Origin of the sequence: uncultured Sphingomonas sp. (assembly GCF_964244235.1) — a bacterium.
In the GTDB taxonomy this organism is placed as follows: Bacteria; Pseudomonadota; Alphaproteobacteria; order Sphingomonadales; family Sphingomonadaceae; genus Sphingomonas.
Genome location: NZ_CAXTII010000076.1, coordinates 1 through 13,009, shown reverse-complemented (window position 1 = coordinate 13,009; position 13,009 = coordinate 1). Strand labels below are relative to the sequence as shown.

The following is a 13,009-nucleotide window of genomic DNA, read 5'->3' as shown; positions in this document are numbered from 1 at the left end:
GCCGCAGGTCGCCCTGCGGCAGCGCGCGAAGGTCGGCAGGAATCGCAATCCGGTCTAAGAGGGGGGTCGAGGGTCGGTCACTCATTACGCGGGCTCCTTGCCGCCGCGACTAGCCCAGCTTTCGCCCGACGCAAATCGGTAACGTCATGCGAGGGTTCGTCCGGTGGCTATCGTAGGACTGACCCGACCATCCGATCGCCGCTCGCCGCGTTGTTCGCACTTCCCGAACTACGCTTGCGTGGCGATGTTGATCGAAGCTCCTCGGTTATGCCCGTTTCCGGGGAGCTTCTTTGTTTTGCGGCTAGCGGAAAAGTTGGCCGCACTTCCCTTCCGTTGTATCAGGAACCCCACGAAATCGGCGATCGGGGGTACTCACGTGTTCGGCTTCGGTAAAAGTAAATTGGACGACTTCAAGTCAGACGTTGCAAAACGCCTCGCTGACGGTGGAAACAAAATCGATGCTGCGATAACGGCGCAGCTAACGTTTGCCGTCGATCACTTGGGCACTGACTTGGTAGAAGCATGGGAAGACGCCTACACGCGGTATTATATATTCGGTGCTTACGATTCGTTGTGTTGCGATTTCCCGATTGAGATACGTCAAAAAATCGGTTCAAATTTCGTCGAAATTGGCTTCAAGAGATTTGCAACACTCGCGTTTGATCTATCGGAAGCGAAAGTGCAGCGCGATCTACAGAACACGTTTGCGCTACACGCTAAGCACCCAACCTATCCCGCCACCATCGAAGGCGGAAACGATGGGTTAGAAGCGCGTCAGGGGCGACCAGCGCTCCGGCTTCTCGCTCATATGTTCGAAGCTTATCGAAATCCCGAATATTGAATGATTGCCCATAGATGCGCGGTTGCGTCAGCACGATTATCGGCATCGTCGCGTTCATCGGCTTGTCTATACTAGCCGGTCAATTGCTCGGGCCGGTGCCGTGTCGCGACGGTTGGGCATCGTCATCGATTGGAAGTCGCGGCGCTTGCTCTTGGAATGGCGGCGTCGATCGATCGCGCAACGGCTTAGGCGGCCTTTTGATGATTGTCAGCGGCTTCATCGGCTTCGGTTTTTACAACACGAAGTTCGCCGAAATGTTGGATCGGCAACGAAAGCGGCCCCCGCCCTCGCAACGAACAATAGCGTCGGATCAGCCGGAAGATGCCCCGAAATTGGCGCCGTTGATCGCGCCAACTCCACGCCTACCCAAACCTGTCGTTACGCCACGTCCCGGTGCCAAAGCTTGCCCGAAGTGCGGAAGCGCCATGAAGCTTCGCACCGCCCGTAAAGGTCCGCGTCACGGTCGAAAGTTTTGGGGATGCGGTCGCTATCCCGACTGTCGCGGCACGATTGACGCTCGCCGATAACGCGCTTTTTTCAGCAGCCGTCCTGTGTCGGTCCTGTGGGCATCAAATCGCCCCTTCGTGGGGATCGATCAAACGACGAATTTTCGCTTATTTTTCAATTGGTCGGGGCGACAGGATTCGAACCTGCGACCCCCACACCCCCAGTGTGATGCGCTACCAGGCTGCGCTACGCCCCGACCGAGGGTGTCCTGCGGACACCCGAGCCGCGCGCCCTACGCGCCGTGGCCGGGCGATGCAAGATATTCGCTTTGCGTCGTTCGATCGTCATGCCGGAGATCAGTCCCCGATCAGCGTGCGCCAGAATTGGCCGTCCCATGCCTTCACGCTCACATCCTCCACGGCATAGTCGCGCAAGGCTCGGCCGAACGCCTTCTGATGGGGCTGATCGCCATGCGCGGCGAGCGCCTCGGGCGAGGTCCAGCGTTCGCTGATCCGGATCGTGTCGGGTTCGGCGGCGTCGAAGGCGAAGCTGTAGTGTTCGCAGCCATCCTCGGCCGCGACATCGGCCATGTGCTTGACCATCGCGTCCCTCGCCCTGGCCGCTTCGCCCGCCTTCATGCGGATATGGCCCATCACCAGAATCATCCTCGCTCTCCTTTTTACAGGCCCTCGCGGGCCCGCATAGCGCGGTCCGGTCGGTTGCGCGAGCGGGCGTCCGGTGATAGCGGGCGGCGCATCTCCAGAGCGGGCACAGTCCGCCTGCCGCACCAACATGTCGGGATCCCATGCTCATTTCCCCAGCCTATGCCCAGGCCACCGCCGGTGCCGCGCCGGGCGGTCTCGCGTCGATCGTCAGCTTCCTGCCGCTCGTCCTCGTCTTCATCGTCTTCTATTTCCTGATGATCCGTCCGCAGCAAAAGCGCGTGCGGATGCTGCAGACCGCGGTGGCGGCGGTAAAGAAGAACGATAATGTCGTGACTGCGGGCGGCATCGTCGGCAAGGTTACGCGCGTCGAGGATACGCATGTCGAGGTCGAGATCGCGCCCAACGTCCGGATCCGCGTGGTGAAGGCGACGCTGGCCGAGGTCCTGACGCCCGCGTCGGCCAAGCCCGCGAACGACTGACCCCATGCTCGATTTCCCGCGCTGGAAGATCGCGTCGATCATCGGCCTGCTGGCGGTGCTGTGCGCGCTCGCGATCCCGAGTTTCCTGCCCGAAAGCGTGACCGACCGCTGGCCGGTGCATCCGCGGATCAACAAGGGGCTCGACCTCGCGGGCGGCAGCTATCTGCTGCTGGAGGCGGACACCGCCGATCTGGCGAACACCCGCATCGAGACGATGCGCGACCAGGTGGCGACCGAGATGCGCCGCGGCACGCCATCGATCCAGATCGGCGACATCTCGGTGCGGAACGGGCAGCTGAGCTTCATGCTGCGCGATCCGGGCCAGGTCGACGCGGCGCGCGAGCGGCTGCTGACGATCACCGGCGGCGGGGCCGGGATGACCGGGCAGCGGCAATGGGACATCGGCGTCGTCGATACCAGCCGCTTCGTGCTGACCCCGACCCAGGCCGGGCTGACGCAGGCGATCCAGATCGCGATGCAGGACGCGACCGAGGTCGTGCGCCGCCGCATCGACGAACTCGGCACGCGCGAGCCGACCATCGTCCAGCAGGGCGACAACCGCATCGTCGTGCAGGTGCCGGGGCTGCAGAACCCGCAGGCGCTGAAGGACCTGCTCGGCAAGACCGCGAAGCTGGAATTCAAGCTGGTCGACCAGAGCGCGAATCCGGTCGATGTCGCTAAGGGGATCGCCCCGTTAGGTAGCCAGATCCTGCCGTTTCAACCGGGGGGCTTCATTGCGGTTAAGCGCGCCGCGATCATCACCGGCGACCAGCTTTCCGACGCGCGGCAAAGCTTCGATCAGCAGTCCAACGCGCCCAATATCACGATCACGTTCAACAGCCAGGGCGGCAGTCGCTTCGCACGGGTGACGCAGGAGAATGTCGGCAAGCCGTTCGCCATCATCATCGACAATAAAGCGATTTCCGCCCCCACGATCGAGACGGCGATCCTCGGCGGCAGCGCGGTCATCACCGGCAGCTATACCGTGCAGAGCGCGAACGAGATGGCCATCGCGCTCCGGTCGGGCAAGCTGGCGATCGGGCTCAAGGTCATCGAAGAGTCGACGGTGCGTGCCGAACTCGGCGACGATTCGATCCGGGCGGGCATCCTCGCCTCCGCGGTCGCGGTCGCGTTGGTGGTCGTGTTCATGTTAATGACCTATGGGCGGTTCGGTTTCTATGCGAACCTCGCAGTCGTCATAAACGTCTTCGTGATCCTGGGCGTACTCGCGCTCATCAACGGCACGCTGACGCTACCGGGGATCGCGGGATTCGTGCTGACGATCGGCACTGCGGTCGACGCGAACGTCCTCATCAACGAACGCATCCGCGAGGAGCGACGGCGCGGGCGTAGCATCGTCCAGTCCGTCGAACTCGGCTATAAGGAAGCCAGCCGGACGATCTTCGAGGCGAACATGACGCATGGCATATCGGCGGTCATCATGTTCGTCCTTGGCTCCGGGCCGGTGAAGGGATTCGCGGTCGTGCTCTTGATAGGCATCGCGACATCGGTCTTCACCGCGGTGACGTTCACGCGCATGCTGGTCGCGATGTGGATCCGCCGCAACAGGCCGAAGACGATGAACATATGAAACTGCTCAAGCTCGTCCCCGACAACACGAACATCGACTTCGTGTCCTTACGCAAATGGGCGTTCGGGCTGACGCTGCTGCTGTCGATCGTCGCGGTCGGACTCGTGGTCGCGCGTGGCCTGAACTTCGGCGTCGATTTCAAGGGCGGCCTGATGATCGAGGAGAAGTTTGCCTCCGCTCCCGATCTCGACCACGTCCGCACCACCGTCGACCGGCTGAATTATGGCGAGGCCGCGCTTCAGCAATATGCCGATGCGACGATCGTCTCGATCCGCCTGCCGGTGCAGCAAAGCGCCGACGAAGGTGCGACCAACGCGGTCGTGAAGACGGTCGAGGCAACGCTGGCCAGGGCGTTCCCGGGCGCAACCTTCACGCGCTATTCCACCGTGTCGGGCAAGGTGTCGGGCGAATTGGTGCGAAGCGGAATGCTGGCGGTCGCGCTGGCGGTGCTTGGCATCGGTCTGTTCGCCATGTTGCGCTTCGAATGGCAGTTCGGCGTGTCGACCGTCGTCGCGATCGTCCACGATCTGCTGATGACGCTCGGCTTCTTCGCGCTGACCCGGTTCGAGTTCGACCTGAACATCGTCGCCGCGGTGCTGACGATCATCGGCTATTCGATCAACGACAAGATCGTGATCGACGACCGGATCCGCGAGAATATGCGCCGCTATCGCAAGATGGACATGCGCGAGATCATCAACCTGTCGGTCAACGAAACGCTGCCGCGGACGGTCATGACATCGGCGACGATCCTGCTCGCCCTGTTCGCGCTGCTGCTGCTGGGCGGACATGTGCTGCGCGGGTTCACCGCGGCGATGATCCTGGGCATCTTCGTCGGCACCTATTCGTCGATCTACGTCTCGTCCTCGCTGCTCATCACGCTCGGTCTGCGCGCGGAACCGACGCGCGCACGGCCGGGAACGCTCGACAATACCGAGCGGGTCGGCCCCAGGCGCGATCCGCGCTGACATGAGGATGGCCATTTGAGGATAGATAGGGCGGGTGATGCCGAAGGTCCGCTCGTCTCGTCGATCGGTCCGCGCGGGTTTCGCGTCGACGACGGCTATTACCCGGCGCTGTTGCTGACCCCGACGCGGGCCGACCTGTGGTCGCCGCCGTCGATCGAGACGCTGGATATCGATGAACTTGCGGCGCTGGTCGCGGCGCGGCCCGAGTTCATCCTGATCGGCACCGGCGCGAATCTGGTCCGCCCGCCGGTCGCACTAATTCGGGCGCTGGAGGCGCGGGAGATCGGTGTCGAGGCCATGGACAGCCGTGCCGCCGCGCGTGCCTGGGGCGTCTTGCGTGCCGAACGCCGGTCGATCGCGGCGGCGCTTTACCCGCTGGCGCAATAGCGCGCGACCATTCCAGCCAGATGCGCATGCAGCGCGTCGGTGTTCGCCGCCCACGTAAAACCCATGGCATATTGCCGAACGGTTTCGGCAGCGGACGGGTCGGCAAGCAATGCGGCGATCGCGCCCGCAAAGGCATCCGGGCTGCGAGCCACGACTCGCCCTGCCTCCGCGCCCGTCACCACCTCGCGCGCACCGCCCGCGTCGGTGATGACGATGGGTGTCCCGCAGGCGAGCGATTCGACCCAGACGTTCGCCAACCCTTCGGACGACGACGCGAGCGCCATCACGTCGGCGGCGGCGAACAGCGCCGGCAGGTTGGCATGCGGGACCGCGCCGAGCAGCCGGACGCGGTCGCTGACGCCCAGCCGGTCGATCAACGCTTGTAGACGACCGCGCTCCGGCCCTTCGCCCGCGATGCGCAGCGAAACGCCCGGCAACCGGGCGACCGCTTCGATGACGATGTCGTGTCCCTTGCGCGGGATCAGCGCGCCGACCGAGACGACCAGCGGCCCGGTAATCCCGAGCGCGCGTTTGCCCATAGTCCGGTCGGCAGGTGCGAATCGATCGAGATCGACACCCGTGTGATGCACGCGGATCAGATCCGCGGGCATCCCGAGCGCGACCATGTCCGCCTTCATCGCCTGCGACACGGCCAGCAGACCCGTCGCCGCTCTCCCCGCCGCCGCCACTTGCGCCCCGGTCGCGGATGTCGTGCCCCAATGATGGATGTCGGCACCTCGTGCCTTGATCGATACCGGCACACCGTAACGACGACCGAGCGCGACCGCGGCCGGTCCATCGGGAAAGAAGAACGAGGCGTCGATCACGTCGAACGTACCGGCGATGGAATCCAGCACCCGCGCCACCGCTTTCTCGATCGCACGTGCATGAAACCGCCCGCCGGTGAAGGGCCAGACCGTGAACCGCGGGCGGTGGACCGTGACGCCCTTCCAGCCCTCGACCAGCGGCAGTGCGGCCACCGGCGCGTATCGCCCGATCGCCGGACCCGGCGGCAGCCCGATCGGTGCGACGACGGTCAGCGCCACATCGTCCTGCGCGGCGAAGCCCAGCGTCTGCCGCTCGACGAACACGCCGAAATTGGGACGCGAGACGTCGGGGAACAGCGTGGAAAGGGTGACGACGCGGAGCATGGCAGCGTACGCTAGCGCAGAGAAACCTAAAATTTCTTCCCGGGACGGGGAGGGGGACCATGTGCAGCATGGTGGAGGGGACGGACGGCAAGCGAACCGCTCTCGGCCCGCCCCTCCACCACGCGCGGCGCGCGCGGTTCCCCTCGCCGTCCCGGGAAGGATTGAATTACAGCCGCGTCGTTCCCGGATATGCGACCAGTACGTCCGCATCCTCGCTCGTCCGCACCGTCTCGCTACCCGTCATGGTCGCGCATTCGCCCGCCTTGACGGTCACGTCCGCGACCGATCCCTCGCCCTTGATCGGCACGATCCATGCGGTCGTGCCCTCGGGCAGCGACACATGATGATCGCCGCCGGACCAGCGCTCCAGCACGAATTTCGGCCCCTCGACCAGGATCGTGCGATCCGGCGCGACCTGTCCGGGGGAGACGATCGGGACATACGGCACCGGGTTCGCGACCGCGATCCCGTCTTTCAGGTGCAATTCCCGGTCGCTGCCGTAATCGTACAGCCGATAGGTCGTTTCCGAATTCTGCTGCACCTCGATACAGGTCAGACCGCCGCCGATCGCATGGATCGTCCCACTCGCGCAGTACATGAAATCGCCTGCCTTCACCGGCTTCCAGTCTAGATCGTCCTCGATCGATCCGTCGAGCGCATCCGTACGCAGCGTATCGCGCGAAATCGGCGCCTTCGTGCCTACCGCGATCACGGCATCGGGTTCGGCCCGCAGGATCGTCCAGCATTCGTCCTTGCCCCGCGGCAATCCGCGCGCATGCGCCTGATCGTCGTCGGGATGAACCTGAACCGACAATTTCTCGCCGGGAAACAGGTATTTGATCAGCAGATCAGGTCTGGAGTCGCCCGGCTCCTGGAACCAGACCTCGCCGATCGGCGCGTCGTCCGGCCCGGGGTTCTCGAACCCCGGAAACAGATCGTGCCGCCCCCATGGCTTCTCGACACGGTGGGTCTGGAGCAGCGTGGCGGGCATGGAGAAACGTCCTTTCGGGATGGAATATTCGCCAGCGCGAACGCGCGATCATGGCCGCACGATCCGTCCGGCGTAAAGCTATTGTTCGCGGAGGGCCGGGTGCGCTAAGGACTGCGGCGATGCGTACCCCCAAGTCCCGCGCGCTGTCCCTCGCGCTCGTCGCCGCCCTGGCGTTCCCAATAGCCGGGTGCGCCCGCAACAGCCGTGCAAAGGGCGATACGCCCTATGTCGCGCGCGATGTGGGCACGCTGTACACCGCGGCCAAGAAGCGGCTGGATACGGGGCAGTACAAGGCCGCGGCCGTGTTGTTCGACGAGGTGGAGCGTCAGCATCCCTATTCGATCTGGGCACGCCGTGCGCAGCTGATGAGCGCATACAGCTATTATCTCGACAGCAGCTATACCGAATCGATCCAGTCGGCGCAGCGTTTCCTGTCGGTTCATCCCGGCAACCGCGACGCGCCCTATGCCTATTACCTGATCGCGCTTGGCTATTACGAACAGATCCGCGACGTGACCCGCGACCAGAAGATCACGCGCCAGGCACTCGATGCGCTGGGCGAGCTGGTCCGCCGCTATCCGACGACGCGCTATGCCGAGGATGCGCGGCTGAAGATCGACCTGGTGCAGGACCATCTCGCGGGCAAGGAGATGGAAGTCGGCCGCTTCTACGAAACCCGCGGCCAGTGGCTCGCGGCGACGCTGCGTTTCCGTACGGTGGTGGACGATTACCAGACGACGACCCATGTGCCCGAGGCGCTGATGCGGTTGACGGAGACCTATATGCGGCTCGGCGTACCGATCGAAGCCGAAAAGGCCGCGGCAGTCCTAGGCCACAACTATCCGGGCACCGACTGGTACGGCCATGCCTTCAAGCTGGTGAAGGACCATCCCTTCACCCGCGTCGCACCGATCCCCGTGGGCCAGCCGGTCGTCGCGCAGGGCACGCCCGGATCGGTATCGTTCGGCTCGGTCAACACCGTCGCGCCGACGCCCAAGACGGCACCGGCCGGTGCAGGACCGAACGGCACCGCCGCGCCCGCTCCCTCGACCCCTGCCACCACCGGCGGGTCGAGCCCGTCGAGCGCCAGCGGCACGGCAACGCCGGGCGCGCCCGCGCCGGGAACGACGCCGGGGGCGTGATGCTTCTCCCGGTTCTCCTGCGAACGCGGGAGTCCAGGGTTCCGCGTGAAACACCTATGATCCTGGGCTCCTGCTTTCGCAGGAGAACGTAAAACGGCGTGCTTGCGAACAGCGGAACGAAAAGGGGTCAACTTCGCTGCGCTATCCGTTAAGGAGAGCAACGATGCTGACCGCGCTTTCCATCCGCGACGTGGTGCTGATCGAGGCGCTCGATCTCGATTTCCATGACGGCCTCGGCGTGCTCACCGGCGAAACCGGTGCCGGCAAGTCTATCCTGCTCGATGCGCTCGGACTGGCGCTTGGCGCGCGGGGCGACAGCGGGCTCGTCCGTCACGGCGCGGCGCAGGCGGCGGTCACCGCGATCTTCGACCCGCCGGACGGCACGCTGGCCGCGATGCTGGAGGAGAACGGGATCGAGATCGAGGCGGGCGAACCGCTGATCGTCCGCCGTCTGGTCAAGGCCGATGGGGGCAGCCGCGGTTTTGTCAACAACCAGCCCGCCTCCGCCGCCCTGCTGCGCGAAATCGCGCCACACCTGGTCGAGATCCACGGTCAGCACGACGATCGCGGTCTGCTCGCCCCGTCCGGGCACCGCGCGCTGCTCGACATGTTCGGGCGGGTCGATACCGCGCCGACCGCCGTCGCCTGGCGCGCGCTTCACGCGGCGAACGCGGCGCTCGCGGCGGCGCGGGCGGAGATCGATATCGCGGCGCGCGATCGCGAATGGCTGGAACATGCGGTCGGCGAACTGACCGCGCTGGCCCCCGTTCCCGGTGAGGAGGAGACGCTGGCAGATACGCGCCGGGCGATGCAGCGCGCGGAAAAGGTGTCCGGCGAACTGGAGGCGATCGCCGCGTTCCTCGATGGATCGGACGGCGCGCTTGCGCGGCTGCGGCAGGCGGCGCGCGTGATCGAGCGGGTCGCCGGTGAGCATGACGCGCTGGCCGATGCACTAGCGGCATTGGACCGTGCGGTGATCGAAGGCGATCTGGTCGAGGACAAATTGCGCGAGGCGCGCGGTGCGCTGGTGCACGATCCGCGCGCGCTCGAGGAGGACGAGGCGCGGCTGTTCGAACTCCGCGCGATGGCCCGCAAGCACCGGGTGCAGCCCGACGACCTCGCCGCGCTGGCCGCGGACCTGCGCATACGGCTCGAACGGCTGGACGCAGGCGAGGACGGCATCGCGTCGATCGAGGCGCAGGTGAAGGCCGCGCGCGCCGAATACGACACTGCCGCCGCCGCCGCGACCGCAGAGCGTCAGGCCGCCGCGGCGCGGCTCGATACCGCGGTCGCCGGCGAACTTGCGCCGCTCAAGCTGGACGCCGCGCGCTTCCGGACCGCGGTCGCGCCATTGGCGGCGGAGGGCTGGTCCGGCGCGGGCAAGGACCGGGTCGAGTTCCTGATCGCGACCAACCCCGGCGCGCCTTTCGCTCCGCTGATCAAGATTGCGAGCGGGGGCGAATTGTCGCGTTTCATCCTGGCGCTCAAGGTCGCGCTGGCGGAGGAAGGTGGCGCGGCGACGATGATCTTCGACGAGATCGATCGCGGCGTCGGCGGCGCGGTCGCGTCCGCAATCGGCGAGCGGCTGGCGCGACTGGCGGCGGGCACGCAATTGCTGGTCGTCACTCACAGCCCGCAAGTCGCGGCGCGGGGGCGCGCGCATTTGCTGATCGCCAAGCGTCACGACGGTCTCGTGACGCGGACCGGCGTGCGGATGCTGAACGAGGGGGAACGTCGCGAGGAGATCGCACGGATGCTGTCCGGCGCGACGATCACCGACGAAGCGCGCGCGCAGGCGGATCGGCTGCTCGAGACGGCCTAGAGTCGCGAGCAACTTCGACGATCGCGCCGCACGCGGGGATGTACCCAACCATCTGTTCGAGTGAATCGCCGGCGAGCCAGGCACGGGCCGCAGCGATCGACCCGCCATGCGCGACGACGACCGTCACGCCCCCACGCGGCAAGTCATGCCATGCGGCGGCGGCGCGCGTCGCGATATTGGCACCGGTCTCGCCGCCGCCCGGGCAAAAGCCGGCGGGATCGGTCATCATCCGGTCCATCGCGTCACCCGTCTCGCGCCAGATCGAATGCCAGCGCCGCCCCTCCCAGCTACCGAAGTCGCGCTCGCGCCAGCGGGGTTCGGCGATCGCCGGACAGCCGGCGGTCCGCGCGATCGCCGCGGCCAGGGGACGCGTGCGCCGCATGTCGGAATGCACCACCGCGGTGACGCCCCGCCCGGCGATATCGGCAACGATATCACGCGCCATCGCCGCTCCCGCCCGGCTGAGCCCCATATCCGATCGCCCGTAGCAGCGCCCGGCCCAGGCGCGCGCCACCGGCGGATGCCGCAGCAGCAGGACGCGACCGGTCACCCCGCCGTTACCGCCAGGAGCATGACCAATTGTCCTGAATAGGCGGCGAACCCCAGGCAATCGCCGGTACTACCGCCGATCCGTCGTTTGAGTTCGCGCGCCAGCCACGACAGCAGGACCGCGGCCACGACCATCGCCACCATGACGGCCATTGGCCGCAGGTAGGCGATCGCGAAAAGACCGGGAATGGTCAGGCCGAACGCCGTCCACGGCGTACCCCGCCGCGTCCCGCCGATATCCTTTGCCAGGCCGCCTTCGAACGTCGCGGGGGGCGCCATCGTCAGCAGCAGCACCGCGCAGCACCGCCCGAACGCCGCAGCACCGACGATCGCGCCGGTCGCGAGCACCGGCGGCAGCGAGGCGGTCGTGGCTGCGCGGAGCGCGACCGCAAGCCCGAGGCCGAGCACGCCATAGCTGCCGATCCGGCTGTCCTTCATGATTCGGCGGATATCCTCCGCGCTTCGTCCGTTGCCGCCGAAGCCATCGCAGAAATCGGCGACCGCATCCTCGTGGAACGCCCCGGTCCACCACGCCTCGACCCCGATCGCGACGATCGCCGCGACCGGCGGCGGCCACAGCGTACTGGCGCCAGCGAAGATGAACGCGGTGACGAACCCGATCCCCGCCCCGACCAGCGGCAGCCAGCCTGTGGCGCGTACCAGCCCTTCGCGCGCCTGGTCGGAGGTCAGCCGATCGAGCCACGGGACCGGCACGCGAGTCAGGAACTGCACCGCCAGCAGCGGAGGGGCCCAGAAGGGCACGTCAGTCCTCACGGACCGCGCCGATCGAGTCGAGCCGCGCGACACCGGTCAGCAACGCTGCGGCCGAGTCGAGCAACGGCAGCGCGACCAGCGCGCCGCTGCCTTCGCCCAGCCGCATCCCCCAATCGAGAATCGGCACGAGCGCCAGTTCCGCCAGCGCGGCACCATGACCCGGCTCGGCCGAGCGATGCCCGGAGATCATCGCGCGCGCCGTGCCCGGTGCCAGTCGCTCGGCGACCAGCGCCGCCGCGGTCGCGACATAGCCGTCGATCAGCAAGGTCACCCCGGCCGCTGCACCCGCCGCATAGAAGCCAGCCATCGCCGCGATCTCATGACCGCACACGCTCGCGATGCCATCGCGGTCGTCCGTCGTACGCGCGCGGTCCACCGCCACGCGGACGATCCGCCGCTTGGCCGCCATGACCGAATCGTCCGCCCCCGCCCCACGCCCGACCGCCGCGTCCGGTTCGATCCCCGTGAGGAGCGCGGTCAGGCAGGCGGCAGGCGTCGTGTTGCCGATCCCCATCTCGCCGGCGATCAGCACCCGTGCTCCCTCGCCGACCGCTCGCTCGGCCTCCTCGACGCCGACACGCCAGGCGGCGTCGAACTCCGCAGGCGTCATCGCCGGCCGGTGCGCGAGGCTGCCGGTGCCGTCCGCCACGCGTGCGTCGCGAAAAAAGGCGGGCGGTGCATCGACCTGCGGTCCGGCCATCCCGACATCGACGAGCCGGAGCGGACAATCCTGCACCGCGGCGAGTGCGCTGCTCGTCGCCCTGCCCGCCAGGATTGTCGCGACCATCATACCCGTCACCGCGGACGGCCAGGCGGACACGCCGTCCGCCACGCAACCATGATCGCCCGCGAACAGTACCAGCCGCCGCGGCCTGGTCGACGGATCGATCCGACCCTGCGTCATCGCCAGCGCGACCGCGATGTCTTCCAGCCGACCCATGCTGCTCCTCGGCTTCGCCAGCGAATCCAGATGCGCGCGGATATCGTCTTCGGTCATGGTCCCTCCTGCGGGATTATCGCACCCCGGTCGGCAGGATATAGCGCGCGCCGCCGGGCGTCAGCCCGATCTCGACCGCGATGCCGTACGTCTCGCCGATCAGCGGCGCGGTGAGCACATCGTCGGTCGGCCCCGCCGCGACCACCCGGCCATGCTTCAGCAACACGACGTCGTCGGCGATCCGGGCGGCCAGTCCGAGATCGTG

The 13,009-nt window shown here is 66.7% G+C and carries 14 protein-coding genes, 1 tRNA gene and 1 pseudogene; 8 read left to right on the top strand and 8 right to left on the bottom strand.

Annotated features, from left to right (window positions below; all coding sequences use genetic code 11):
- Positions 1–238: 238 nt before the first annotated feature.
- Together ACFE7D_RS11795 and ACFE7D_RS11790 are read left to right on the top strand one after the other, a co-directional pair.
- Positions 239–841: a hypothetical protein gene (locus ACFE7D_RS11795; RefSeq protein WP_375395609.1), complete on the top strand. Its 603-nt coding sequence runs from the start codon at positions 239–241 to the stop codon at positions 839–841.
- Between the two features lie 14 nt (positions 842–855).
- A complete protein-coding gene (locus ACFE7D_RS11790) occupies positions 856–1,368 on the top strand; it encodes a topoisomerase DNA-binding C4 zinc finger domain-containing protein (protein ID WP_375395608.1) in 513 nt (170 codons plus the stop codon).
- Positions 1,369–1,467: 99 nt separating this feature from the next.
- Here ACFE7D_RS11790 and ACFE7D_RS11785 read toward each other — a convergent pair.
- Positions 1,468–1,544 (bottom strand) — tRNA-Pro (locus ACFE7D_RS11785).
- Positions 1,545–1,644: 100 nt separating this feature from the next.
- Positions 1,645–1,953 (bottom strand): putative quinol monooxygenase, encoded by a 309-nt coding sequence (locus ACFE7D_RS11780; RefSeq protein ID WP_375395607.1) that lies wholly within the window; start codon positions 1,951–1,953, stop codon positions 1,645–1,647.
- A 140-nt stretch (positions 1,954–2,093) separates the two neighbouring features.
- On the opposite strand from ACFE7D_RS11780, the gene yajC reads away from it, so the two are divergent.
- Genes yajC through ACFE7D_RS11760 form a run of 4 tightly spaced genes read left to right on the top strand, consistent with a single transcriptional unit; the run spans position 2,094 to position 5,378 of the window.
- Positions 2,094–2,432: a preprotein translocase subunit YajC gene (gene yajC / locus ACFE7D_RS11775; protein WP_375395606.1), complete on the top strand. Its 339-nt coding sequence runs from the start codon at positions 2,094–2,096 to the stop codon at positions 2,430–2,432.
- Between the two features lie 4 nt (positions 2,433–2,436).
- On the top strand, positions 2,437–4,023 hold the full coding sequence (gene secD, locus ACFE7D_RS11770; RefSeq protein WP_375395605.1) for a protein translocase subunit SecD: 1,587 nt from the start codon (positions 2,437–2,439) through the stop codon (positions 4,021–4,023).
- On the top strand, positions 4,020–4,991 hold the full coding sequence (gene secF, locus ACFE7D_RS11765; protein WP_375395604.1) for a protein translocase subunit SecF: 972 nt from the start codon (positions 4,020–4,022) through the stop codon (positions 4,989–4,991). Before secD ends, secF begins: the two co-directional genes overlap by 4 nt.
- A gap of 15 nt (positions 4,992–5,006) precedes the next feature.
- A complete protein-coding gene (locus tag ACFE7D_RS11760; protein ID WP_375395603.1) occupies positions 5,007–5,378 on the top strand; it encodes an Mth938-like domain-containing protein in 372 nt (123 codons plus the stop codon).
- On the opposite strand, the gene ACFE7D_RS11755 is transcribed toward ACFE7D_RS11760, so the two are convergent.
- Complete coding sequence (locus tag ACFE7D_RS11755; RefSeq protein ID WP_375395602.1) at positions 5,360–6,529, bottom strand: glycosyltransferase; 1,170 nt, start codon at positions 6,527–6,529, stop codon at positions 5,360–5,362. The two genes, ACFE7D_RS11760 and ACFE7D_RS11755, sit on opposite strands and share 19 nt — an antisense overlap.
- Before the next feature lie 166 nt (positions 6,530–6,695).
- Positions 6,696–7,520 (bottom strand): class I mannose-6-phosphate isomerase, encoded by an 825-nt coding sequence (locus ACFE7D_RS11750; protein ID WP_375395601.1) that lies wholly within the window; start codon positions 7,518–7,520, stop codon positions 6,696–6,698.
- 119 nt (positions 7,521–7,639) lie between these two features.
- Between ACFE7D_RS11750 and ACFE7D_RS11745 the strand changes: the two genes are divergently transcribed.
- Both ACFE7D_RS11745 and recN read left to right on the top strand, forming a co-directional pair.
- Positions 7,640–8,662, top strand: coding sequence for an outer membrane protein assembly factor BamD (locus ACFE7D_RS11745; protein WP_375395600.1), 1,023 nt, complete (start codon positions 7,640–7,642; stop codon positions 8,660–8,662).
- Positions 8,663–8,825: 163 nt separating this feature from the next.
- Positions 8,826–10,484 (top strand): DNA repair protein RecN, encoded by a 1,659-nt coding sequence (gene recN, locus ACFE7D_RS11740; RefSeq protein WP_375395599.1) that lies wholly within the window; start codon positions 8,826–8,828, stop codon positions 10,482–10,484.
- Here recN and ACFE7D_RS11735 read toward each other — a convergent pair.
- The 4 genes and pseudogenes from ACFE7D_RS11735 to ACFE7D_RS11720 all read right to left on the bottom strand — a co-directional run.
- The gene (locus ACFE7D_RS11735) at positions 10,435–11,034 is read right to left on the bottom strand and encodes a histidine phosphatase family protein (protein WP_375395598.1); all 600 of its coding nucleotides are present in this window, start codon (positions 11,032–11,034) and stop codon (positions 10,435–10,437) included. The two genes, recN and ACFE7D_RS11735, sit on opposite strands and share 50 nt — an antisense overlap.
- Positions 11,031–11,807 carry an adenosylcobinamide-GDP ribazoletransferase gene (locus ACFE7D_RS11730; protein WP_375395597.1) on the bottom strand — a complete coding sequence of 259 codons (777 nt, stop codon included), beginning with the start codon at positions 11,805–11,807 and terminating at the stop codon, positions 11,031–11,033. Before ACFE7D_RS11730 ends, ACFE7D_RS11735 begins: the two co-directional genes overlap by 4 nt.
- A complete protein-coding gene (gene cobT, locus ACFE7D_RS11725) occupies positions 11,797–12,804 on the bottom strand; it encodes a nicotinate-nucleotide--dimethylbenzimidazole phosphoribosyltransferase (protein ID WP_375395596.1) in 1,008 nt (335 codons plus the stop codon). The genes ACFE7D_RS11730 and cobT overlap by 11 nt, the downstream gene beginning before the upstream one ends.
- 16 nt (positions 12,805–12,820) lie before the next feature.
- Positions 12,821–13,009 (bottom strand): annotated as a pseudogene (locus tag ACFE7D_RS11720) (ABC transporter ATP-binding protein); the annotation flags it as partial.